Origin of the sequence: Citrobacter sp. Cpo030, assembly GCF_030333005.1 — a bacterium.
Taxonomy (GTDB): domain Bacteria; phylum Pseudomonadota; class Gammaproteobacteria; order Enterobacterales; family Enterobacteriaceae; genus Citrobacter; species Citrobacter portucalensis.
Genome location: NZ_JAOWGT010000047.1, coordinates 105659 through 129990 on the forward strand (window position 1 = coordinate 105659; position 24332 = coordinate 129990).

24 protein-coding genes are annotated in these 24332 nt (G+C 51.3%); 8 read left to right on the forward strand and 16 right to left on the reverse strand.

Annotated elements, in window-relative coordinates; translation table 11 throughout:
• Positions 1–2 precede the first annotated feature (2 nt).
• Positions 3–539 carry a YniB family protein gene (locus tag OGY37_RS05570; RefSeq protein WP_008784573.1) on the reverse strand — a complete coding sequence of 179 codons (537 nt, stop codon included), beginning with the start codon at positions 537–539 and terminating at the stop codon, positions 3–5.
• A gap of 166 nt (positions 540–705) precedes the next feature.
• On the opposite strand from OGY37_RS05570, the gene hxpB reads away from it, so the two are divergent.
• The 4 genes from hxpB (at position 706) to tcyP (ending at position 4500) form a co-directional block, all read left to right on the forward strand.
• A complete protein-coding gene (gene hxpB / locus OGY37_RS05575; protein ID WP_103014598.1) occupies positions 706–1374 on the forward strand; it encodes a hexitol phosphatase HxpB in 669 nt (222 codons plus the stop codon).
• A 154-nt stretch (positions 1375–1528) separates the two neighbouring features.
• Positions 1529–2290, forward strand: a complete 762-nt coding sequence (kduD, locus tag OGY37_RS05580; protein WP_257661667.1) for a 2-dehydro-3-deoxy-D-gluconate 5-dehydrogenase KduD — start codon at positions 1529–1531, stop codon at positions 2288–2290.
• 83 nt (positions 2291–2373) lie between these two features.
• On the forward strand, positions 2374–2973 hold the full coding sequence (locus OGY37_RS05585; RefSeq protein WP_008784570.1) for a metal-dependent hydrolase: 600 nt from the start codon (positions 2374–2376) through the stop codon (positions 2971–2973).
• A 135-nt stretch (positions 2974–3108) separates the two neighbouring features.
• Positions 3109–4500, forward strand: a complete 1392-nt coding sequence (tcyP, locus tag OGY37_RS05590; protein WP_003832558.1) for a cystine/sulfocysteine:cation symporter — start codon at positions 3109–3111, stop codon at positions 4498–4500.
• 66 nt (positions 4501–4566) lie between these two features.
• On the opposite strand, the gene cedA is transcribed toward tcyP, so the two are convergent.
• Positions 4567–4830 carry a cell division activator CedA gene (cedA, locus tag OGY37_RS05595; RefSeq protein ID WP_072025560.1) on the reverse strand — a complete coding sequence of 88 codons (264 nt, stop codon included), beginning with the start codon at positions 4828–4830 and terminating at the stop codon, positions 4567–4569.
• Between the two features lie 192 nt (positions 4831–5022).
• Between cedA and katE the strand changes: the two genes are divergently transcribed.
• A complete protein-coding gene (gene katE, locus OGY37_RS05600; RefSeq protein WP_286620312.1) occupies positions 5023–7281 on the forward strand; it encodes a catalase HPII in 2259 nt (752 codons plus the stop codon).
• Positions 7282–7317: 36 nt separating this feature from the next.
• On the opposite strand, the gene chbG is transcribed toward katE, so the two are convergent.
• The 7 genes from chbG to osmE form a co-directional block, all read right to left on the reverse strand.
• Positions 7318–8076 carry a chitin disaccharide deacetylase gene (gene chbG, locus OGY37_RS05605; RefSeq protein ID WP_148362066.1) on the reverse strand — a complete coding sequence of 253 codons (759 nt, stop codon included), beginning with the start codon at positions 8074–8076 and terminating at the stop codon, positions 7318–7320.
• A 12-nt stretch (positions 8077–8088) separates the two neighbouring features.
• Positions 8089–9444, reverse strand: coding sequence for a 6-phospho-beta-glucosidase (locus tag OGY37_RS05610; protein WP_032943151.1), 1356 nt, complete (start codon positions 9442–9444; stop codon positions 8089–8091).
• 124 nt (positions 9445–9568) lie between these two features.
• Positions 9569–10411 (reverse strand): transcriptional regulator ChbR, encoded by an 843-nt coding sequence (chbR, locus tag OGY37_RS05615; protein ID WP_085951046.1) that lies wholly within the window; start codon positions 10409–10411, stop codon positions 9569–9571.
• 10 nt (positions 10412–10421) lie between these two features.
• Positions 10422–10769, reverse strand: a complete 348-nt coding sequence (gene chbA / locus OGY37_RS05620) for a PTS N,N'-diacetylchitobiose transporter subunit IIA (RefSeq protein ID WP_003832549.1) — start codon at positions 10767–10769, stop codon at positions 10422–10424.
• Between the two features lie 54 nt (positions 10770–10823).
• The gene (gene chbC, locus OGY37_RS05625) at positions 10824–12182 is read right to left on the reverse strand and encodes a PTS N,N'-diacetylchitobiose transporter subunit IIC (RefSeq protein ID WP_003030619.1); all 1359 of its coding nucleotides are present in this window, start codon (positions 12180–12182) and stop codon (positions 10824–10826) included.
• An 87-nt stretch (positions 12183–12269) separates the two neighbouring features.
• Entirely contained in the window at positions 12270–12590 is a 321-nt protein-coding gene (gene chbB, locus OGY37_RS05630; protein ID WP_003832547.1) for a PTS N,N'-diacetylchitobiose transporter subunit IIB, read from the reverse strand.
• A gap of 298 nt (positions 12591–12888) precedes the next feature.
• Positions 12889–13230 carry an osmotically-inducible lipoprotein OsmE gene (gene osmE, locus OGY37_RS05635; RefSeq protein WP_003030621.1) on the reverse strand — a complete coding sequence of 114 codons (342 nt, stop codon included), beginning with the start codon at positions 13228–13230 and terminating at the stop codon, positions 12889–12891.
• Between the two features lie 210 nt (positions 13231–13440).
• Between osmE and nadE the strand changes: the two genes are divergently transcribed.
• Positions 13441–14271 (forward strand): NAD(+) synthase, encoded by an 831-nt coding sequence (nadE, locus tag OGY37_RS05640; protein WP_003832544.1) that lies wholly within the window; start codon positions 13441–13443, stop codon positions 14269–14271.
• 131 nt (positions 14272–14402) lie between these two features.
• Positions 14403–15290, forward strand: a complete 888-nt coding sequence (cho, locus tag OGY37_RS05645) for an excinuclease Cho (RefSeq protein WP_286620315.1) — start codon at positions 14403–14405, stop codon at positions 15288–15290.
• Here cho and ves read toward each other — a convergent pair.
• The 7 genes from ves to astC form a co-directional block, all read right to left on the reverse strand.
• Complete coding sequence (gene ves, locus OGY37_RS05650; protein WP_079938538.1) at positions 15250–15825, reverse strand: environmental stress-induced protein Ves; 576 nt, start codon at positions 15823–15825, stop codon at positions 15250–15252. The genes cho and ves overlap by 41 nt on opposite strands.
• Positions 15826–16178: 353 nt before the next feature.
• A complete protein-coding gene (spy, locus tag OGY37_RS05655) occupies positions 16179–16664 on the reverse strand; it encodes an ATP-independent periplasmic protein-refolding chaperone Spy (protein ID WP_003832537.1) in 486 nt (161 codons plus the stop codon).
• A 349-nt stretch (positions 16665–17013) separates the two neighbouring features.
• Positions 17014–17979 (reverse strand): succinylglutamate desuccinylase, encoded by a 966-nt coding sequence (astE, locus tag OGY37_RS05660; RefSeq protein ID WP_149384633.1) that lies wholly within the window; start codon positions 17977–17979, stop codon positions 17014–17016.
• On the reverse strand, positions 17972–19315 hold the full coding sequence (astB, locus tag OGY37_RS05665; RefSeq protein WP_204191770.1) for an N-succinylarginine dihydrolase: 1344 nt from the start codon (positions 19313–19315) through the stop codon (positions 17972–17974). Before astB ends, astE begins: the two co-directional genes overlap by 8 nt.
• Positions 19312–20790, reverse strand: coding sequence for a succinylglutamate-semialdehyde dehydrogenase (gene astD, locus OGY37_RS05670; protein WP_126318345.1), 1479 nt, complete (start codon positions 20788–20790; stop codon positions 19312–19314). Before astD ends, astB begins: the two co-directional genes overlap by 4 nt.
• Positions 20787–21821, reverse strand: a complete 1035-nt coding sequence (astA, locus tag OGY37_RS05675) for an arginine N-succinyltransferase (protein ID WP_003832529.1) — start codon at positions 21819–21821, stop codon at positions 20787–20789. The genes astD and astA overlap by 4 nt, the downstream gene beginning before the upstream one ends.
• Positions 21818–23038: a succinylornithine/acetylornithine transaminase gene (gene astC, locus OGY37_RS05680; protein ID WP_048214345.1), complete on the reverse strand. Its 1221-nt coding sequence runs from the start codon at positions 23036–23038 to the stop codon at positions 21818–21820. The genes astA and astC overlap by 4 nt, the downstream gene beginning before the upstream one ends.
• 443 nt (positions 23039–23481) lie before the next feature.
• Between astC and xthA the strand changes: the two genes are divergently transcribed.
• On the forward strand, positions 23482–24288 hold the full coding sequence (gene xthA, locus OGY37_RS05685) for an exodeoxyribonuclease III (RefSeq protein WP_003030642.1): 807 nt from the start codon (positions 23482–23484) through the stop codon (positions 24286–24288).
• Positions 24289–24332: the final 44 nt, after the last annotated feature.

Genomic DNA, 24332 nt, shown 5'->3' on the forward strand with positions numbered 1-24332 from the left:
ACTTACAAAAAGCCCAGCAATGAGAAGAAGAAGTAGCCGATCACGATAACGATCACCGGCAGAATATAAAGCGGGAAAATTTGTAAGAAGATCGTATGGTGCGGTACCACAATTCGCGATTCAAGTTGCTCGCGGGATAACCCTTCACTCCCCTTTGCCTGTTCCAGAATTAGCTGATCCTCAACGCCTTCGCGCAAGAAACGCGCCTGGCGGCTCATTCTGGCGCCTGAGTCCTGCAACGCCAGGCCGATAAAAATCAGGATGAATATCAGCCAAAAAACGAGATTCAGTCCACTTTGAAAATCAGGCGTTGGTGAGTTATACCAGAACACGTTAAGAAAAGGTGTGTTCACCCGCATCATGTCGATCATCACATGGGCAAAATCGAGCATGACCGCGTTAATCCCTTCCTGCTTTTCGCTGTGCGCGTACATAAACTTCAGTACTGAAACCAGCGTTGAAATCAGCGCGGGAATGAAAACCACCCATCCCACCAGCCTTTTCAAGATGGCAATGCGTCCAGCTTGTTGATACGTCATGAGTTCCCCTTGATTAAGACGTGTCATTTTGGCCTAAGTTTACCCGTTGATTACCGTTTTCGCCTGATCTTTAAAGGCGGTATACTGCTGAATTAGCCATAATGAACGCTCAGAGTCCGTCCAGGCTGGCTCTAATCCCTTTTATCACCGTAAAGGAGAGGTTGTAATGTCAACCCCGCGTCAAATTCTTGCTGCAATTTTCGATATGGATGGGTTACTGGTCGATTCTGAACCGCTTTGGGATCAGGCTGAACTGGATGTGATAGCAAGTTTAGGCGTTGATATCTCCCGCCGCCATGAACTTCCCGATACCCTTGGCTTACGCATCGACATGGTGGTTGATTTGTGGTTTGCGCAGCAACCCTGGAACGGCCCCTCACGTCAGGAAGTCACCGAGCGCATCATTACCCGGGCCATTGCGTTGGTTGAAGAGACAAAACCGCTGCTGCCAGGCGTTCGTGAAGCTGTGACACTGTGCAAATCTCAGGGAATCAAAGTAGGACTGGCATCCGCTTCTCCGCTGCATATGCTGGAAAAAGTGCTGACCATGTTTGATCTGCGCGATGACTTCGACGCACTGGCTTCTGCAGAAAAACTGCCTTACAGCAAACCGCACCCACAGGTTTACCTCGATTGTGCGGCAAAACTGGGCATTGACCCGTTAAACTGCGTAGCACTGGAAGACTCAGTGAACGGCATGATTGCCTCGAAAGCTGCTCGTATGCGTTCCATCGTCGTACCAGCGCATGAAAATCAGGACGATCCTCGCTTCGTGCTTGCCGACGTCAAACTAACCTCGCTCACCGAACTTACTGCCGCACATCTGCGCGGCTAATCCTGTAACGGGCAATGATCGTATTGCCCGCTTTTTCATTTTTCATCTTTGCATTTTTTAAAACGCCGTTTCATTTTAAATTGTATTTCTGTTTAACCTCTCCTATCCTTGCCCTATAGCGCAAGCGTTAATGACATAAATAGTTGAGGTAAACATGATTCAGGAAGCTTTTCGTCTCGAAGGTAAAGTCGCCATCGTCACTGGATGTGACACCGGCCTCGGGCAGGGTATGGCAGTGGCGCTGGCTGAAGCGGGCTGCGATGTAGTCGGCGTGAATCGTAAAATACCGCATGAAACCTCAGAGAAAATTAACGCCCTCGGTCGACGCTTTATGGCCATTCAGGCCGACCTCAGTCACCAAGATGCCCTCACCAGCATCGTGACAAAAACGGTGTCGGCGTTTGGCCGGGTCGATATTCTGGTCAACAATGCAGGAACTATACGCCGTCAGGATGCGCTGGACTTCAGTGAAAAAGATTGGGATGACGTGATGAATCTGAATCTCAAATCCGTTTTCTTTCTGTCGCAGGCTGTGGCGCGTCAGTTTCTGGTTCAGGGCAATGGCGGAAAAATCATTAACATTGCATCGATGCTCTCTTTTCAGGGCGGTATCCGTGTACCTTCCTATACCGCATCAAAAAGCGGTGTTCTGGGCATCACCCGCCTGCTCGCCAATGAATGGGCGGCCAAGGGAATTAATGTCAACGCCATCGCGCCCGGCTATATGGCGACCAACAACACCCAGCAACTGCGCGCGGACAGCGAGCGCAATCAGGAGATTATCGATCGTATTCCCGCAGGACGCTGGGGCACGCCAAATGACCTGAAAGGCCCGGTCGTTTTCCTTGCAAGTCCCGCCTCTGACTATATTCATGGCTATACGCTGGCCGTGGATGGCGGTTGGTTGGCACGCTAAACCCGCACTTGTGACAAAGGGTTACAACGTCACCTCTTCCGCCTACTGTATAAAACCCCTATACTGTATGAATCGACAGTTTATTGGGTTTTATCATGACGGCGGAAGGCCACCTCCTTTTTTCTATTGCCTGTGCGGTATTTGCCAAGAATGCCGAGCTAACGCCCGTTCTTGCGCAGGGTGACTGGTGGCATATTGTTCCTTCAGCCATTTTAACGTGCCTGCTGCCGGATATCGATCATCCCAAATCCCTGCTGGGGCAGCGTCTGAAATGGATATCAAAACCCATTGCCCGAGCATTTGGTCATCGCGGGTTTACGCATAGCCTGCTTGCAGTCTTTGCCCTGCTGGCCACGTTCTACCTGAAAGTCCCGGACACCTGGATAATACCGGCTGATGCCTTACAAGGTATGGTTCTCGGCTATCTCAGCCATATTCTGGCCGATATGCTGACCCCGGCGGGCGTTCCCCTGCTTTGGCCCTGCCGCTGGCGTTTTCGTCTGCCCATCCTCGTGCCGCAAAAAGGCAACCAGCTGGAGCGGTTTCTGTGCATGGCGCTGTTCGCGTGGGCAATCTGGATGCCGCAGACCGTACAAGAGAACAGCGCGGTACGCTGGTCTTCGCAGATGATTAATACGCTACAAATGCAGTTTAATCGCTTCATAACGCATCAGATTGACTAATAAATCAGCCAAAAAATCATTTTTGGCATAAACAATTCCATTTGAATATAAGAGGCAGGTCACAGTTCTGCTAATCTTGCGCCAACAGAATCACCTTTAAACGGTGATACGTATAATAAGATCAGGAGAACGGGGATGAACTTTCCATTAATCGCGAACATTATCGTGTTCGTAGTGCTGCTGTTCGTGCTGGCGCAAGCCCGTCACAAACAGTGGAGTCTGGCCAAAAAAGTACTGGTCGGTCTGGTCATGGGTGTTGTGTTCGGCCTTGCCCTGCACACCATTTATGGCTCCGACAGCCAGGTTCTTAAAGATTCCGTACAGTGGTTCAACATTGTCGGCAACGGTTATGTCCAACTGCTGCAGATGATTGTTATGCCGCTGGTATTTGCGTCTATTCTCAGCGCCGTTGCACGTCTGCACAACGCCTCTCAGTTAGGTAAAATCAGCTTCCTGACCATCGGAACGCTGCTGTTTACTACGCTGATTGCCGCGCTGGTAGGGGTTCTGGTGACCAACCTGTTCGGCCTGACCGCCGAAGGTCTGGTGCAAGGTGGTGCCGAAACCGCACGTCTGAATGCGATTGAAACCAACTATGTTGGTAAAGTGGCTGACCTGAGCGTTCCGCAACTGGTGCTGTCGTTTATTCCGAAAAACCCATTTGCCGATCTGACCGGCGCCAACCCGACGTCGATTATCAGCGTAGTTATCTTCGCAGCATTCCTGGGTGTAGCCGCACTGAAACTGTTGAAAGATGATGCACCAAAAGGCGAGCGCGTTCTGGTCGCTATCGATACCCTGCAAAGCTGGGTGATGAAACTGGTTCGTCTGGTGATGCAGTTGACGCCGTACGGTGTTCTGGCGCTGATGACCAAAGTGGTTGCAGGTTCCAACCTGCAGGACATCATCAAGCTGGGTAGCTTCGTCGTGGCTTCTTATCTCGGTCTGGGCATTATGTTCGTGGTTCACGGGATCCTGCTGGGTATTAACGGCGTTAGCCCGCTGAAATACTTCCGCAAGGTGTGGCCGGTGCTGACTTTCGCCTTCACCAGCCGTTCCAGCGCAGCCTCAATTCCGCTGAACGTTGAAGCGCAGACCCGTCGTCTGGGCGTACCTGAATCCATCGCCTCATTTGCCGCCTCGTTTGGCGCCACAATTGGTCAGAACGGTTGTGCGGGCCTGTACCCGGCAATGCTGGCAGTAATGGTTGCACCGACCGTCGGTATCAACCCACTGGACCCAATGTGGATTGCCACGCTGGTTGGTATCGTGACCGTGAGCTCCGCAGGGGTTGCCGGTGTGGGTGGCGGTGCAACATTTGCCGCGCTGATCGTCCTGCCCGCTATGGGTCTGCCGGTCACGCTGGTTGCGCTGCTGATCTCCGTTGAGCCGCTGATCGATATGGGTCGTACCGCGCTGAACGTAAGCGGTTCCATGACTGCCGGTACGCTGACCAGCCAATGGCTCAAGCAGACTGATAAAACGATTCTGGACAGCGACGATAACGCCGAACTGGCGCATCGCTAAGTCTGTCAGCTAAAAAAAAACAAAAAACCGCCGGAGTGTCATGCTCCGGCGGTTTTTTTATATCCATTAATCGCTTAGTTCATTTTCCTGGCGAACCTGATTAGCCCAGCGTTGCGCTGATTCCGGGACCGTAAATGCAGGCGAACGTTGAAACGCCTCCCCCATTAAGACAAAAGCGACATATTTTCCGCGCAGTATCCATACGTCACGAAACGCATCCATTTTAACCGCATGCTCTGGTGGCGCGGGCTCCACGCGGGGAACATAGCTGATAACCGGACGATTTTGTTGGCGAAGAGGTTTCATAATCAGTTGCTTCACTAAAGACAAATTCTAAAAATCAGAAAACCGCTATCTTAGCCGATTTTGCCGCCTTGCGTCCTGCCTTGCGTGCGCTGTTTGCCTGGTTCATCGCGCTTTACGTCATCGGCCTGTACCTGCGCCGCTGAGTGAGTGGTCTATAGTTAAAGCTTTTGACAACAACAACGACCCTTTCAGCAATGAAACCAGGAGACGAGTTTAATGTCACAGAATGATAAGCATCCACTCCATCACTCAGCGCCGGTTCATGATGCCAGCGAATCCCAGCCAGGACTTGACTCACTGGCACCCACAGACGGTTCACATCGGTCAACACCTGAACCCACACCGCCAGGTATGCAGCCCACTACGTCCGGCAGTTTAAAAGCGCCAGATATCAAAAGTGACAAACTCAATGCACTGGACAGTTTTCGTAAAGGAAGCGAAGATTTTGCTCTGACAACTAATCAGGGTGTGCGAATCGCAGACGATCAAAACTCTCTGCGCGCAGGTAATCGCGGGCCAACCCTGCTGGAAGACTTTATCCTGCGGGAAAAGATTACCCATTTTGATCATGAACGCATCCCGGAGCGGATTGTACATGCCCGAGGTTCTGCCGCTCATGGTTACTTTCAGTCCTATGCCAACCTGAGTGCGACGACGAAAGCGGACTTTCTAAGTGATGAAAATAAAATCACCCCGGTTTTCGTCCGATTCTCTACCGTTCAGGGCGGCGCAGGCTCTGCGGATACGGTCAGGGATATACGGGGATTTGCGACCAAGTTTTACACTGAAGAGGGCATTTTCGACCTGGTGGGAAACAATACTCCCATCTTCTTTATTCAGGATGCCCATAAATTCCCGGATTTCGTCCATGCGGTTAAACCGGAGCCGCATTGGGCTATCCCGCAGGGCCAAAGCGCCCATGACACCTTCTGGGATTATGTCTCATTACAGCCTGAAACGTTGCACAACGTCATATGGGCAATGTCCGATCGGGCTATTCCGCGCAGCTATCGCACGATGGAAGGCTTCGGTATTCACACATTTCGGTTGATTAATGCGCAAGGGAAAGCCACCTTTGTCCGTTTCCACTGGAAACCGCTGGCAGGCAAAGCCTCGCTGGTATGGGATGAAGCGCAAAAACTTACCGGTCGGGATCCTGACTTTCATCGCCGCGATCTGTGGGAAGCTATCGAAGCGGGCGATTATCCGGAATATGAACTGGGACTACAGCTGATTCCCGAAGAAGATGAATTTAAGTTCGATTTTGACCTGCTCGACCCGACCAAGCTGATCCCGGAAGAGCTGGTTCCGGTGCAACGCATCGGTAAAATGGTGCTGAACCGCAATCCTGATAATTTCTTCGCCGAAAATGAACAAGTCGCTTTTCATCCCGGACATATCGTCCCTGGCATTGATTTTACTAACGATCCCCTGCTGCAGGGTCGCTTGTTCTCCTATACCGATACCCAAATCAGTCGCCTGGGCGGGCCCAATTTCCATGAAATCCCGATTAATCGCCCGACCTGTCCGTACCATAATTTCCAGCGTGACGGCATGCATCGAATGGACATCGATACCAATCCAGCCAACTATGAACCGAATTCCATCAATGATAACTGGCCGCGTGAAACGCCGCCGGGGCCAAAACGCGGTGGATTTGAGTCGTATCAGGAACGGATTGAAGGAAACAAAATCCGCGAACGTAGCCCCTCTTTTGGCGAATACTATGCGCACCCTCGCCTGTTCTGGCTAAGTCAGACGCCAATTGAACAGCAGCATATTATCGGCGGATTCAGTTTCGAACTCAGTAAGGTTACGCGCCCCTATATTCGCGAAAGAGTGGTCGAACAGTTAGCTCATATTGATACTGCCCTCGCCGAGGCGGTTGCCGATAAACTCGGTTTTAAGCTAACCAAGGAACAGGCCAGCATTGCGCCACCGCCCAACGTCAACGGTTTGAAAAATGCACCGTCACTCAGTTTATATGCAGGTGCGCAAGGTGAGATTAAGGGCCGCGTGGTCGCCATCCTACTTAATGACCAGGTGAAATCGAGCGACCTGCTTGCCATCATGCAAGCCCTACAGGCCAAAGGCGTTCATGCCAAATTGCTCTATTCCCGAATGGGTAAGGTAGTTGCCGATGATGGATCTGCCCTGACGATCGCCGGTACTTTTGCGGGTTCGCCATCCCTGACGGTCGATGCGGTTATCGTTCCATGCGGTAATCTCGCGGACATCATTAAGAACGGTGATGCCCGATATTATTTACTCGAAGCGTATAAGCACTTAAAACCTATCGCCCTGGCCGGCGATGCTCGTCAGTTTAAAGCAACGTTGAATATCAAAAATGAAGGAGAAGAAGGTGTGGTGGAAGCGGACAGTGCAGACGCACAGTTTATGGATACCCTGTTGACGCTGATGACCGCACACCGCGTCTGGTCACGTGCCGGAAAAATAGAAACGATTCCCGCCTAAAAAAATGCGGCGCATTAAGCGCCGCAAACTCAGGAATTACACGTTCAGAAAACTGCCAAGACGATAACCGCGCTCCGCAATTGCATATTTCAGTGACGAAGACGTCAGCACGTCGAGCTCAGTTAAGCGGGGGTAACAGTAGGCACTTTGACGAATAATGTCATCGATAAAGGCCGGATGACACATCACTTCCAGCGAAGACTCTCCCCGGTCGACTGACGCATCCAGCGTCTGTAAAAACAGAGCCTCGGAAATCGCTTCGCCGTAAAACTCGCTGCTGAATCCCTGGGAGGTACGTAACGTTTCCGGAAAATCAGACGCCTGAAACACGGTCTGACGATCGATACGCAATGCAATCCCCTTCTGGGCAGCAAACCCGGCTACGATAGGGAAAATTTGCGGGAACATATGCACATGGTGATGGCTATCCAGATGCGTCGGCTCCCGCCCGAACAGGTCAATAAAACGCTGATACTGCGCGGCCAGTTCCTGAGAAATTTCATCCAGCGGCAAAGTATCCTCCTCTGCCATCTGCCAGATCCATTTCCCCAGTAATCCGTCACGGGTAAGGCCCGGCATTGCCGTCAACGGCCTACCCAGCGTCAGAACAAAATGCATTCCGACGGCGAGTGCAGGTATGTCGCGACTCAGCTGTACCGCATGGTCAATCGCCGCACCGTTAACCAATGCCGTTGTCGAGGTGACAACGCCATTACGACAGGCTTCAACAATGCCGTAGTTTTGTCCTTTACTCAGGCCAAAATCATCCGCATTCACAATCAGTACGCGTTCCATAGCCGACCTCAGTTAGTGTTGTTCGCTTTTGAGTTTCTCAATGCACCCGGCGAAGTTTGGCAACCATTTTTCATGCGCCAGGATTAGCTCACGCGCCAGAATCTCGGCATCGCTGTCAGAATGAACCAGCGGACTCAGGTTTAACGCCAGCAGCACATCATTCAGCTCGCCGCTCAATGCCGCATTGCTCGCCGCAACCTCAAAGCCTTTAATGGTGTAGATAAGGCCAAGCACTTTCTCGTCAAAATGGGTAATACGTGGGTGCGGCGTAGCACCGTTACGTCCCAGCGTGCAGGTCATCTCAACCGCCCAGTCCGCAGGAATGTTATCAACGTGTCCATGATGTGGAATGTTGACGTAGTGCTCGGTCTGTTTGTCGTTGTAGATGGCGTTGATCACTTCACAGGCCGCATCGGAGTAATACGCGCCACCGCGCTGCTCCAGCTCTTTCGGCTTAACGTTTAACTCAGGATTTTTGTAGAGGTCAAACAATTGTTTTTCTACTTTTTGTACTACCTGGGCACGTGCGCCGCCCTTATAGTACTCGCCCATTTCGATCGCCAGCATCTCTTTTGGCTTGAAGTAGTACAGCAAATACGAGCACGGCAGCAGCTTCAGCGAACGAATCAACCCTTCGCTGAACGGCAGGTCGAAAATGTTCTTCACGGTGGAAGCTTTCAGTTGTCCAGAAGCCACGCCGTCCAGCAGTTCATCAAAGCGCGATGTACCGTTCACCAGCACGTCTTTAATAAAGACCATGTGGTTCAGACCGAACAGATCGATGGATAAGTCATCACTCTCTTTCAGCGCCAACACATCGCTAATAAACATTTTCATGCCGACAGGAATATTACACACACCGATGAATTTCTTGAAATTCGTGTGACGATAGACCGCTTCAGTCACCATCCCTGCCGGGTTAGTAAAGTTAATCACCCAGGCATTCGGGCACAGTTCTTCCACATCTTTAATAATATCAAAGATAACCGGAATGGTACGCAGACCTTTGAACAGCCCACCCGCACCGTTGGTTTCCTGTCCCAGATAACCGTGGCTCAGCGGAATGCGTTCATCCTTTTCACGGGCTTTCAGTTGCCCGACGCGCAGTTGGGTGGTAACGAAATCAGCATCTTTCAGTGCTTCACGGCGGTCCAGCGTTTTAAACAACTTCATCGGTACGCCGGCTTTGTCGATCATGCGCTGGCAAAGGTCAAAAATAATGTCCAGCTTCTCTTTTCCACCGTCGACATCAACCAGCCACAACTCAGAAACCGGTAATTCATGATAACGCTTAATAAAGCCTTCAAGTAATTCAGGGGTGTAGCTGCTCCCGCCACCGATAGTGACGACTTTTAATTTCTGGCTCATACTTTCTCCCTTCAGTGTAAAAACACTGACGTGTATTATGCTCAACCCGTTTGTCAGGTATAGCGTGGCTGTCCCGACGCTATTTTGGGCAAGCTATAAAAAATGGGTTATTGGCAAATAATATCTACTGATTAAATTCAGTTAATTTCTTACGGTAGCTATTCGGTGTAAACGACGTCAGCTTTTTAAACGTTTTAATAAACAGGCTTGGACTACTGTAGCCAGACTCGTAAGCAATATCCGTTACAGAATAGTTCGTCATTTCCAGCTGTTTTTTAGCAAAGTTAATGCGGATTTCATTAATAATCTGCATCGGCGTTTTGCTGTAATAACGCTGGGTAGCGCGGGTCAGATACTCCTGGGATTTCGCGGACAGGTGTACCATATTTTCCAGCGCATTCTCGCTAAACTGCCGTTTGTCGTGCATGGTCTCGACGGTGGTTTTAAGCCACTGCGGAATATCATCCAGCACCTGCTCTTCGCGATGATGGCGTAACCGATTTATAATATAGAAGGTGACCACTTCTACAAATTCATCCAGCCCGCTCTCACGAAAGTTCAGTGATGCAATAACCGTTTCAATGTAGGTAAGAAACGAGTTATTTGCCCGGTAGACCTGCGATGCAACGAAACAAAATGGCAGCAGCGGGTGATAGTGCTGTTCAAAAAAACGTTTACTGATGCCGACGTTAAGGATCCTTGTCGCACCAAAATCATAAAAACTCTGGTGGTGCGATCCCAACGGGATAAAGACAAAGTCTCCACGTTCGAGCAGGACGCGTTTACCGTTGATTTCCTGATAATAGCGCCCGGTTAAAACCAGGGTAAATTCATAGTAGTCATGCTGATGCAGCCCGCTGATGCTCTCAGTTTTGTTATAGATGAACACATGGAAATTTTTGCCATTAAACAGCTGCTGTTCATAAACGGTTTTGATTTCCGGTGCGTTAATCTGTAGCTGCATTATGCACTCCTCGCTATTTCAGCTTTTCGTGAAGCTCAATCAGTTCAGTCACCAGCTCACGCGCCAGCATTGATGTCATCAGGTGGTCCTGTGCGTGGACCAGCACCAGGCTAACTTTCATTTTACCTTCGCCCTGATCGCCTTCAATCAATTTCGTTTGCACGAGGTGCGCTTCGTTCAGCGCCAGACGAGACTGGTCCATCATGGTCTTAGCTGACTCGAAATCACCCTGCTTGGCCATTTTGAGTGCGCCGTACGCCAGGCTACGCGCCTGACCGGAGTTGATGATGAGGCCCATCACCACTTCTTCAAGTTCTTCTGCTTCTGACTGCGTGTCGACGATGTTCTCGATATCCAACATACTTTTTTCCTCTGGTTCAGTCCGGCATGACCGTAAAGCCATGCCGGATTAAATTTAGAATTTTAATGCGTTAGCGATATCTTCTTCGCTTTCTTCTTGGTCAATAACGTTCTGCGCTTTGTTGGCTACCACCACGAACGGCAGGTAAACCAGCGTTGCGATACCGAGGTTGAACAACGCGACCAGCAGAGCAGCGACGCTACCGTTGGTGTTAAAGAACGCGCCCAAACCGGTTGGCATAGTCCACGGTGCAATATTGGTAATCGGTGGAATAATGCCTGAGTAGTAAGCTGCCAGCGTAATCGCCGCCAGAATCGGTTGCACCAGAATGAACGGGATAAACATCACCGGGTTCATGATGATCGGCAGACCGAACAGGATAGGTTCGTTAATCTGGAACAGACCTGATGGCAGTGCCAGCTTAGCAACCTGACGATAGTCAGGACGACGCGATGCCAGGAAGATAGCGATAATCAGACCCAGCGTTGCCCCACTACCCCCAAGGAAAATATAGGAGTCGAGCATCGGCTTCGCCCAGACGTGGAACGTCTTACCGGCTTCCAGCGCGGCATCTACGGAACCAAACTGTTGGTAGATAGAGATGTTTTCCAGCGCCCATGGCGTCATGATACCGCTGTCCAGCGCAGTCAGCGCCAGTGAACCGTGAATACCGAAGAACCACAGCAGCGGAACAAAAATCACGTAGGCCCAGCCCACCACGCTACCCAACGACGCCAGCGGAGTTGAAATGGAATCCATAATGATCTGGTGGAAGTTCGTACCCCAGGTGTTCAATGCCCAGGCGATGATCCCCATAATGGAGAGGATAAGGAAGCCAGGAATCAGCGCAGAGAAAGAGCGCGATACGGATGTCGGTACGCTATCAGGTAATTTAATGACCCAATTGCGACGAACCACAAAGGTGAACATTTCCGCGACCGCAAGGCCGATAATAATACCGGAAATAATATTGGCACCGCCGAGCCAGTTTGCGCCAACGGCATAGGCTTCACCCACGCTATAAGGCGTTACGGTCATAAACGCGGCGACGGATAACAACCCGGCTGCCAGTGAGTCGACTTTACGTTCTTCTGCCAGCGCCATGCCGATAAAGAACGGTGCCATCAATGACATGATACCCAACGTACCGTTATAGACGTTTCCACCAATGCCTTTCAAGCTATTCAAAGTTTCAATAGTTGAAGCATCAAGTCGAATGCCCATTGAATAAAAAAACGACCCCTCCCCAAAGCTCAGGAAAACGTTATTGATTAATACAAACATGGCCCCTGCGAGGGTTAACGGCATTAAACGAATAAAACCGTTCTTGATTGCATTAACGTGTGGCTGCTTTCCAATTTTTACAGCAAAAGGAAGGAGTACCTTTTCAAGTGAAGCAATAGCGTTACTCATAGAAAAATACCCTTAAATACCGCAATTAATAATTGCGGTGAATGTTAATGAAATAACTCTTTGACGGGAAAAATTAAAATAAAATAATTAATTTGCTGCGGCTTTTTTAATTGCTGCAACAGCAGCCTTAAGCACGCCTAAACCATCGACTTTGCCATACAGCAGCGAGTCAATCACTTCCACAGGCTTGTTGGGTAACAAACGCTGAATTTCGGGCAACATATAAGCAATTTGTGGACCTAATAACACGACATCGGCGACAGGACCTTTTTCTCCGGCCAGCGTTTCAGGAAATGCTTCAATAATAACCGGTACTTCGTATTTTTCGGCCTGAGCACGCATCTTCGAAACCAACAATGAAGTCGACATGCCCGCAGAACAAAACAGATAAATGTGTTTCTTTTCCATTAAAACGATCCTCATGTGCGATTATCTGTCAACCAGACACTCCGCAAGCCATAACCTGCATCCATGCTCTGGGTAACTTGCGTCAGCTAAATTACTTTTTTAGGTGGCTGAAATGAGTATACGGGATTGCACCGGTGGATGGTATTTCCTTGACCAACTAAATTGTCTCTCCTTGACCTGTCGTTATGACCCCCCTCACATTTCGGGTAAATAATTCGCGGCAATAAATAAGATCGTTCGGCACAAAAAAACCGGCACAATGGCCGGTTCTTCTGAATGCTCAGGCAATAAGCAGTTGTTACTTCTTCGCCGCCTGCGGGTCAGTGTCGTACTCTGCGCAGGTCTGGTAACCGGAGTTAATCACATGTCCGGTGTCGTCTAAAGCAACAAAATAGGTTTCAGCTTTACCATCTCGTTGACCCAGGATGTAGGTCTGGCATGTCCCTCGCGCATGAATCATGCTGACTTCAGAAGAAGGTTTACCGGCAATCTGCGCCACCTGCGCCCGGCTCATCCCTTTCTTCACATCTTTCACCACGGGCTGAACAAATTGGTCTTTAGTACGATCGTAGGCCGTACACCCTGCCAGCATAGTCAAAACAGCCGCTGCACTCAGAATTCCTGTTAGGTTCTTGTTCATATTCCGTCCTCTTGTATTTCAGCGTGTTATATAAGCCTGGAGCACAACAACACATTTTTCAAGCAATCAGATGATACTTAGGCCGTTTCGGAAAATTCTATTAAAACAAAATAATGTTAGATCAGGCCTGCATCCCTTGTCGTTTGGATCCCAACGCGTTAGCTTTAACACATCATTTTTTTGATCATTTCATTTTTCGGAGGGGGTTAAATGACTCTGCAGCAAGAGATAATCCAGGCGCTTGGCGCAAAACCGCAAATTAATGCAGAAGAGGAAATTCGCCGCAGCGTGGATTTCTTGAAATCCTACCTGCAAACGTACCCTTTTCTGAAATCACTGGTATTAGGGATAAGCGGCGGACAGGACTCAACGCTCGCGGGAAAACTTTGCCAGATGGCTATTTCCGAGCTTCGCGAAGAAACGGGGAATGACGCGTTGCAGTTTATTGCCGTACGTCTGCCGTATGGCGTTCAGGCTGATGAACAGGACTGTCAGGATGCCATCGCCTTTATCCAACCTGACCGCGTGCTCACAGTAAATATTAAGGGTGCGGTACTGGCCAGTGAACAGGCCCTGCGTGAAGCGGGTATTGAACTGAGCGATTTTGTCCGTGGCAATGAAAAAGCCCGTGAACGTATGAAGGCCCAGTACAGTATCGCCGGAATGACCAGCGGTGTTGTCGTGGGTACCGATCATGCAGCAGAAGCCATCACCGGATTTTTCACCAAATACGGCGATGGCGGTACTGACATTAACCCTATTTTCCGCCTGAACAAGCGTCAGGGTAAGCAGCTGCTTGCCGCACTGGGTTGCCCGGAACATTTATATAAGAAAGCGCCAACCGCCGACCTCGAAGACGATCGCCCTTCTCTGCCGGATGAAGCCGCATTAGGCGTCACCTATGACAACATCGACGATTACCTGGAAGGAAAAACGCTGGCTGCCGACGTCGCGAAAAAAATTGAAGGCTGGTATCTGAAGACCGAGCACAAACGTCGCACACCGATTACGGTGTTTGATGACTTCTGGAAAAAAGCGTAATTCTTTTAGTCGCATATTGCCGGATAGCACTGGGATCACCGCTGTCCGGCCCCTCCTCCTGGCCTGATGCCGCTTTTTTAATCGGTTTCAAACTGCTATACTGGATGAATAACCAGCATCCGGAGTGAGAAGTGGTACGGCGTCAATCAGCCCCACGCCTGACATTTGAGGCAGCGGCAATCTATGAATATCCTGAACACCTGCGTCCATTTTTGAGTGCGCTTCCCACCGCACCAGGCGTCTATCTGTTTCACAGTGAAAGCGACACTATGCCGCTCTATATTGGTAAAAGCGTCAATATTCGCAGCCGCGTGCTGGCACACCTGCGTACCGCGGACGAAGCGGCAATGCTGCGTCAGGCCAAACGCATTAGCTGGATTTGTACGGCGGGAGAAATTGGTGCCCTGCTGCTGGAAGCGCGGTTGATCAAAGAACAACAGCCGTTGTTTAACAAACGACTGCGGCGCAATCGTCAGCTTTGCGCCTTGCAGCTTACCGACCGAACTGTTCAGGTTGTCTACGCACGAGATATTGATTTCTCCAATGCACCCAATCTGTTTGGCCTGTTTGCCAATCGTCGCGCAGCGCTACAAGCGTTGCAAAACCTCGCGGATGAACAACAGCTGTGCTACGGCCTGTTGGGGCTGGAACCCCTGAGTCGCGGGCGCGCCTGTTTTCGCTCCGCGCTCAAACGCTGCGCCGGAGCGTGCTGCGGGAAAGAGAGTCATGAAGCGCATCATTTGCGTCTGTTAGCGGCGCTGGAAAGAGTGAGAGTGATTTGCTGGCCATGGAGCAATGCCATTGCACTGCAGGAAACCGGCGCTGAAATGACACAGTACCATATCATCAACAACTGGCTGTGGCTGGGAGCCGTTTCAACGCTGGATGAAGCGGCTACCCTGGCGCGTATGCCGGCTGGCTTTGACCATGATGGCTACAAAATTCTCTGCCGGCCTGTTCTGTCTGGTCAATATGACATTATTGAACTGCGCCCGGAGAATGCCCCGGCATCCAGTTAATCTCGCTGAACAGCAGCTTCCCCTCGCGCTCCAGCAGTCGTAATGTGTGTTTACCATCGTGCCAGCTTGCCCCCTGGTCGGCCGTCAGCAGTTTATCGCCCAGTTGCCATGCACCACTGATAACAAACACCACGCCGCCGCGTGAACCAAAGGTCGTAAAGGTGCGATCGGCCACTCTGACTTTTGCCTGGCAAACATCTCGTCGGGTCATGATATTAAAATCCATCGACATCTGCCCTTCCGTCAGCTTTGCTTTTACCACCTTGTCGCCGGCAAAGGTAAAAGGTTGATGCTGTTTCAGGGTATGCGTAAAGATGTTCGTTTCTTCCAGGGTCACTTCTCCACCTTCCAGCAGAGTAATCACACGTTCTACGCCGGGAAAAAGAGAAAACTCACCGTTTGCTGCAATGGAGGCGATACTCGCCCGCCAGTGAAAATCTCGTGTTGCTGGCGGAAAACAGCAAATCTCACGCGTTTCTCCCGCACCATTCCGCCAGAGGTTAACCGGCATTTTGCGGATATCAAAGTATTCCATCATCCCTCCAGAAAGGAGCAGCATGGCAGCCTGCCGTAAACAGACAGCCATAAATCATCATTGTTTTGTTCACCCTGCAGATTATTGTTATCGGCAGCAGAGTTGATTTGCCTTAGCGATGAACCCGGCATTTTGCAAAAAAGAATAACGCGCTGATCCAGGTAGAATTTTCGCGGGCTTCAGGAGAATAGCGTGTCGTGCGTCCGGTGCAATAGGCAGAAATGAAAAAACCGCCGATCCTGCCCACATCGTTATACGTGTTGTGGACAAGAGCGGCGGTCTTGAGTTTGGTTTCACACTGTGCGGCAATCAGCGCGACACCGTGTGAATGATTTAGTGTAGACGCTGATCGATTACTCGGCAGCTTCCGGCATTTTACCTTTCTGCGCTGCACGTTCTGTCAGACGCTTCTCAAAATTGGCATTAAACTGCTTTTTCTGTTCCGGGGTCAGAATGTTGTAAATTTTGTTCTGAGTTTCCATATGCGCCAGCATGTTGGCTTTGCGCTGTTCTTCCATCTTCGCAATCTGCGCTTCGGCTTTCGCTTTATCGAAGCTATCGCTGGCGATGATGTCGTGCATTGCACGGCGTTCTTCCAGCGGCGGACGTTTCATCTGATCGCGCTGGCCTTTCATGATTTCGCGGATCTGCTGTTTCTGTGCGTCAGTCAGGTTCAGGTCTTTAAACATCATGTCGTGATGCGGGGCAAATTTGCCGTTGTGATGCATCATCGGTTTAGCATCCGCTGGTGCAGCTGTTGTAGTGTCAGCAGCATGAGCCAGGTTCGCAGCACCCAGCGCCAGAGTAGAGGCAACAAACAGAGCAGTCAGTTTACGCATAATTTCTATCCTTTCTTTCAGTTATTTTTACGACACTCATGCGACTCTTATGCAATGTGATGTCGTGTTGACGAGATTAACTTTACCGGCTTAAGCGTCAATTAATCAGAGCAACGGTAAAACAGTGAAAGTGTAAAAAACAAACTTTCATCAATTATGAAGAAAAAAAGAATAAATTGCGGAGAGTTGCAATAAAAAATTACAACAGGATGATTTTGAACGGATTATGAAGAACTATACCTGAACCCTGTTTATTAAGAAAGCAATTCACCAGGAATAATCCGTAATAAATAAAAACAGCACGCAAAAATAAGCCCTAAAGGATAATCCTGCAGGGCGAATATATTGATCACAACTTTTCGAGCATCAATCCGGCACGTAAACCACAGGCCACGTTAGGGTTGGGAAAGAGAACGTATTCAACATCATGGGTGACGATAAAACGTTCATCTCCGTCCTGCGCCAGCAAGGTGCCTTCTTTAAAGGGGGTAAAGTTTAGCGTCTGGTTATCCATGTGGAGAATGAAATCATCGCTACGACGCGTGATTTGCGACACCACGCGATAACGCAGCGGGGATATTTCTCTCGTCGACACCCGTTCACCCCGCAGCAGTTTCTCCAGTGCGTCTGCCGTTTGTGCAAACTGGGTGAGATCGTTTTGTCCAAACGGCAGCGCTTTACCCAGTTCCAACGTACAGGCCAACGCACCAAAATGTTCCCCGCTAAAATGGGTGAACGTGCCGCCAGGCGTCTGGTGGAAAACCAGCGCTTCCAGTCCCGCGTCTCCCAGCCATTCAAGGAAATCCTCGTCCCAGGCAACGTTGCGTTGTGGCAATACGCCAAAGCGCAGATGCTGTGAACCGCGAATCGCGGTGTGCAGATCCAGATGCCAGCGCACAGGCTCCTTTGCGCGCGAATAAAAATCTTCCAGACACAGCTCAAGCCCATGGGCTCGGTGCGTTTCTTCACTTGCGGTAAAAATCTGCCACCGACCGCCAAACATACGATTCAGGTCGCTATGACAATATCGTTTTCCCGCAGCCAGCGCCTGCGGGTTTCCCAGAATCACCAGCAGCCGCCATGTCAGTGTCAGCTCGCCGCTAAACAGCCTGGAAAGCAATGAATCGAGTATCTCTACCGGCGCGGTTTCATTGCCATGGATCCCCGCAGACAGCACCAGAGAATGTTCAACGGGTGCAAGCGGCGTCAGTTCCAGAATTCCGTGACCGATCCACTGCCAGTCAAAACCATGAGTGGTTCCTTGCGTTTTCTCTGGAGTGGCGCCTGCGAGCGTGATCGCCAGAAAGTTATCCATGGCGCATCCCCTCCTGCTGGAAAGGATACACTGAGCCGAGGTTGAGCAATTGCGTCAGCGTATCCAGCGCTTCACGCCCCTCGCGCAACAGCTGTGGGTCGGCAAGGTCGGCAGCGGTAAGACGATCGCGATAGTAACGGTCAACCCAGTTATTCAACGTGTTAAACAGCGTGTCGTTCATGATAACCGCCGGATTCACCGCCTGCTGTTCCTGCGGAGTGAGCACCACTCTCAGGCGCAAGCATGCCGGACCACCGCCGTTGGACATACTTTCACGCAGATCGAATACCCGCAGGTCATCGATCGGATTGTCTTCCTCGAGAAGCCGGTTCAAATACCGCCACACGCCAGCATGCTCCCGACACTCCTGCGGCAGGACCAGCATCATCGAACCGTCACTACGACTCAGCAACTGACTGTTAAACAGATAAGTGGTCACGGCATCCTGCACCGACACTTCCGCTGTCGGGACTTCCAGCGGGGTAAAACCTGCCACCTGGCTGCGCAACTGCTCTAACAATGCCTGCTGTCTGACAAACGCCTGCTGATGACAAAACAGCACCTGGCGATTCGACACCGCAATCACATCGTTATGGAACACGCCAAGATCGATAACGTCCGGGTTTTGCTGAGCAAAAATGCGCTGATGTGGGTTGACCTGATTCAGTCGCGCGACCGCCTCGCTGGCCTCACGGGATTGCCTTGCCGGATAGCGCTTCGGTTGGGATGCATTGCCTTCTTCACGACCGTAAACAAACAGCTGTACGCCGGGGTCACCGTAATCTCCACCCAGGCGGTTATGGTTTGCCGCCCCTTCATCGCCAAATAGCGCAACCTGGGGTAACGCACCGTGGACCGCAAAGCTATTCTCATCACGGAAAATCGCCCGTAACAATGCTTCGGTAGTAGGCGCTTCCAGTGAACGGTGGAACTTATTATTCAGATTCGCCACCGTCAGATGCACTTTCCCGTCCAGCGAGTCTGCCGAAGGGCAAACCGTCGCCGCATTCGCTACCCACATAGGCGATGCGGAGCTGGCACTGGAGAGCCAGTGAGGCGCCTGACGCGCCACTTTATCCAGCACCTGTTCGTCACTGCCGCTAAAACCCAACTGACGCAGAACCGGAATATAAGGCCGCTCGTGGGGCGGGATCACCGCCTGAGGAAATCCTGCATCCGCCAGTGCTTTCATCTTTAGCAGACCTTGCTTTGCCGCCAGACGCGGGTTCGACACCTGAAAACGATGTTTGGTTGAGGCCTCATTACCAAATGACAATCCAGCATAGTGGTGAGTTAGCCCCACCAGACCATCAAAATTTACCTCACGGGCTTTCATAGCTTATCCTCGCGAGAAAAATCCAGTCCGGGGCTAAGCGCCGTTGGCAGCGTTAAGGCCGGGGATTCCAGACTTGCCATCGGCCAGGCGCAATAATCTGCGGCATACCACGCGCTGGCGCGATGGTTCCCGGAAGCGCCTACACCGCCAAACGGTGCGGTACTCGCAGCGCCGGTTAACGGCTTATTCCAGTTGACGATCCCTGCCCGCGCCTCCAACAGTAGCTGTTCGAACTGGCCGCGATCGGGCGAAACTAACCCACACGACAATCCAAAGCGAGTGTTGTTCGCCATACGAATCGCATCATCAAAGCTGTCATAACGCCAGACGCCGAGCAGCGGACCGAAAACCTCTTCATCAGGTACGTTCCCCGCCCCGGTCAGTTCGATGATTCCAGGGGTCAGCAGTGACGTTCCGGCATTTACCAGACGTGGCGCTAACAGCGTACGGCCGCCCAACGACGCCAGACGCTGCCAGGCATCATAGACGTGTTGCGCTGCTTGTTCGGAAATTAGTCCACCCATAAATGGCTGCGGTTGTGCATCCCAGTTGCCGGGCATTAAACGCTGACTAACCTCCACCAGACGCGTCAGGAACGCATCACCCTGCGCGCCTTTTTTTACGAGCAGGCGGCGGGCACAGGTACAGCGCTGTCCGGCGGTGACAAATGCGGACTGAATGGTCAGATGCACTGCGGCATCAATATCTTCCGGATTCTCAATAATCAGCGGGTTGTTGCCCCCCATCTCCAGGGCAAGGATTTTTTCCGGCTGGCCGGATAACTGCTTATGCAGCTGATAACCGGTATTCGCACTGCCGGTAAACAGCAGGCCATCGAGGTCTTCCAGCGCACTCAGCGCCTGCCCCGTTTCACGTCCGCCCTGCACCAGATTCAGCACGCCCGGCGGCAACCCCGCCTGCTCCCACAGTTTTGTAACTGCTTCACCGGTCCACGGCGTCAACTCGCTGGGTTTGAAAATCAACGTATTGCCTGCCAGCAATGCCGGAACAATATGACCATTGGGTAAATGACCGGGGAAGTTATACGGACCAAAAACCGCCAGCACGCCGTGTGGGCGATGGCGCAACGTTGCCGCGCCATCCGGTAGTTCACTATGCTGCTCACCGGTACGGGCATGGTAAGCTTTGACGGAGATGGCGATTTTATTGATCATCGCCGTCAGTTCAGTCGCGGCTTCCCAATGAGGTTTTCCGGTTTCCTTGGCGATAATCTGAGTTAGCTCGGCTTTATTGCTTTCCAGCAATAAAGCAAACTTTTCAACAATAGTCTGGCGTGCGCTGAAAGGCTGTTTAGCCCAACCGGCAAAGGCTGCGCGTGCGGCCTGGCACGCTTGCGTCACCTGCGTTGCATCTGCATCATTACCGTGCCACAGCACATCACCGCTTACCGGGTTGGTTTTCACCCGACGCTCGCCCAGCCCCGTCACCCAGTCACCGTTTATCCATAGTGTCATGCTGTTTTCTCCTCTGCACAAAGACGTACAAAACGTACATGGTCGCCAGCGTGGCATTTCAGTGCGTCCAGTTGCGCCGCCGTCAGCACCAGACGTTGGGTATCCGGGTCTGCGCGAACCAGCATGACGCGGAAGTTTTGATAGTTTTCATTGGCAACCAGACAGGCCGGATATTCGCCGGTTGCTGGCTGACCTTCGGCCACTTCCACCAGCCTGCTTTTACGAATAGCCCGAACCCGGTCAATATCGCATTCCAGCGTTGGCCCGCCGTCGAAAATATCGACATAGTTGCGGTAGCGAAATCCTTCTTTCTCCAGCACCGCCCGCGCCGGGGCAGTTTGCGGATGCACCTGACCAATCACGCCTTGCGCTTCATCAGACAGAAAATGGGTATAAATAGGATGCTTGGGCATCAGTTCAGCAATAAAGGCTTTTTGCCCGGTTCCGCAGAGAAAATCCGCCCGGCTAAACTCCATTGAGAAAAAGCGTTTACCGAGGCTTTGCCAGAACGGCGAGTAACCGTGCTCATCAATCACGCCGCGCATTTCGGCCACGACTTTCTCATTAAATCGGTCGCGAAAGGCCGCCATAAACATAAAGCGCGATTTTGACAGCAAATAGCCGTTGCCTTCTTTTCGCCAGTCCGGATCGAGAAACAGAGTACAAAGCTCGCTGCTACCTGTGTGATCGTTACTCAGAAACAACGTCGGCAGCGCGTTATAGACATTCAGCTCTTTCGAGGCGTGGACAAGGGTACCAACCCGGTAGTTGTACCAGGGATCGTTAAGCCCTACCGCCACCTCAATGGCGCAAATCCCGGCCACGGTTCCGCTGGTACTGTCTTCAAGCACAAACACATATCCCTGCTCACTTTTTGGCAACTCACCGCGCCAGGTTTGGAGTGAACGTTCGATACGCGCCATCAGCGTAGCTTCATTCGCCGGTAGCGAGGTCAACCCGCCGCCGGTCTTACTGGCAAGCTGCATCAACGCGGTGATATCCGCGCGTTCAATGGGACGAATCACCATCATGATGAACCCCCTGCTTTAATGCGTTCGCAGGCCAGCGCAAAGCGATCCAGTCCGGTGGCGACTTCTTCTTCGCTGACGTTGAGCGCTGGCGCAAAACGCACCACGTTAGCGCCAGCGATCAGTACCATCACCCCGGCAACAGCCGCTTCTTGCGAGATGAGTTTCGCTTTCCCGGCAAATTCCGCGTTCAGCACGCAGCCGATCAGCAGTCCGAGTCCACGAATTTCACTAAACAGTCCAAAACGTTCGTTAATGGCGTTTATACGCTCCACAAACCAGTCGTGGCGCTGTTTTACTCCGTTGAGCACTTCTGGTGTATTCACAATTTCCAGCAATTTACCTGCCACCGCCGTCGCCAGCGGGTTTCCGCCGTACGTTGTACCATGTGTACCAACCGTCATCACACTGGCGCAACGCTCTGTCGCCAGCAGTGCGCCGATGGGGAAACCACCGCCCAGCGCTTTTGCTGTCGTCAGCAGATCCGGCGTCACGCCGTAGTGCATATAGGCATACAGCTCCCCGGTACGGCCAACGCCGGTCTGAACTTCATCAAAAATCAGCAGCGCATTATGGCGATCGCATAACTCACGTAGCCCCTGCAAAAAGGCTTTTGTTGCCGGTACCACACCGCCTTCACCCTGCACAGGCTCCACGATAACCGCACAAGTAGTGTCATCAATCAGTTGGCTGGCAGAATCGAGATCGTTGTATACGGCATGACGGATATCCGGCGGCAGCGGCGCGAAATCCTGTGAGTAGGCAGGTTGTCCTCCGGCGCTGACGGTAAACAGCGTGCGGCCATGGAAAGCATTTTTAAACGCTACAATCCCGCTCTTCTGGCTGCCAAAACGATCGTGGGCATATTTACGCGCCAGTTTTAGTGCCGCTTCGTTGGCTTCTGCGCCGGAGTTACAGAAGAAAATGCGCTCGGCGAAGGTGGCGTCAATCAGCTTTTTCGCCAGACGCAGTACCGGCTCGTTGGTGTAGCCATTTCCCGTATGCCAGAATTTGCTCGCCTGGTCGTTTAATGCCTCGCGCAATGCCGGGTGGGCGTGACCCAGCGCGTTAACCGCAATGCCTCCCGCGAAATCGATATACTCTTTACCCTGTTGATCCCACAGACGTGAACCTTCACCCCGCACCGGAATAAAAGGGGCCGGAGCATATACGGGCATCATCCATTCATCAAAATTTTCACGCGTAATTGACAGAGACATAGCGACCTCAACGGTAAATAAAAGGTTATTTATATGTTAATAAATATAGTGTTTGCGGTGTAAATGTAGATTGCAGGGTTCGTGCCAGCCAGCGAAAAAAGTGCATAAACGGAGGTCGATGACGGAATATCAACAGGTTACAACGTGGCGATATTCACTGTATGTGCATATAAAGTGAATATGTTTGCGCATCAGGCGACTAAACAGAGGAAAAAACGCAGTTTTATTCAGTCGCCAAATATAATTCTGGAATTGTGATCGTATACGAAATTTTCGGAAATTATTGCTCCATTCCGACGCGCTTCGCGCCAAAACGGTGCAGTTTTTGCTCCATCGTTAACACCATTAGCAATCATTGTTGGAATCAGGTGACAAGAAGCAGTCAGCCTGCAGAAATTCTGCTACCATCCTTGCACTATTCATCTTGCAAAGTGGCAGCGACTATGAAATTTGTCTCTTTTAATATCAACGGCCTGCGTGCCCGTCCCCATCAACTGGCAGCCATTGTCGAAAAACACCAACCGGATGTTATTGGCTTACAGGAGACAAAAGTCCACGACGATATGTTCCCTCTCGAAGAGGTAGCAAAGCTCGGTTACAACGTCTTTTATCACGGCCAGAAAGGTCATTACGGCGTGGCGCTGTTAACGAAAGAAACGCCAATTGCGGTACGTCGTGGCTTCCCGGGCGATGACGAAGAAGCGCAGCGTCGTATCATCATGGCAGAAATTCCGTCCCCTCTGGGCAGCATCACGGTGATCAACGGCTATTTCCCGCAGGGCGAAAGCCGTGACCATGAAACCAAATTCCCGGCCAAAGCCGCGTTTTATCAGAACCTGCAAAACTATCTGGAGACTGAACTGAAGCGCGACAATCCGGTATTGATCATGGGCGATATGAATATTAGCCCAACCGATCTCGATATCGGCATTGGCGAAGAAAACCGTAAACGCTGGCTGCGTACCGGTAAATGTTCCTTCCTGCCGGAGGAGCGTGAGTGGATGGAACGCCTGCTGGGCTGGGGTCTGGTGGATACTTACCGTCACGCAAATCCTGAAAAGAATGACCAGTTCTCGTGGTTCGACTATCGCTCAAAAGGCTTTGACGATAACCGTGGCCTGCGTATCGATCTGCTGCTGGCGAGCAACCCATTGGCGGAACGCTGCGAAGAAACCGGCATCGACTATGAAATTCGCAGCATGGAAAAACCGTCCGACCATGCGCCTGTATGGGCTAAATTCCGCGTCTGACCTTCTGCGTCTTTTTACTCTCCAGGCCCGGTCTGGAGAGTCTG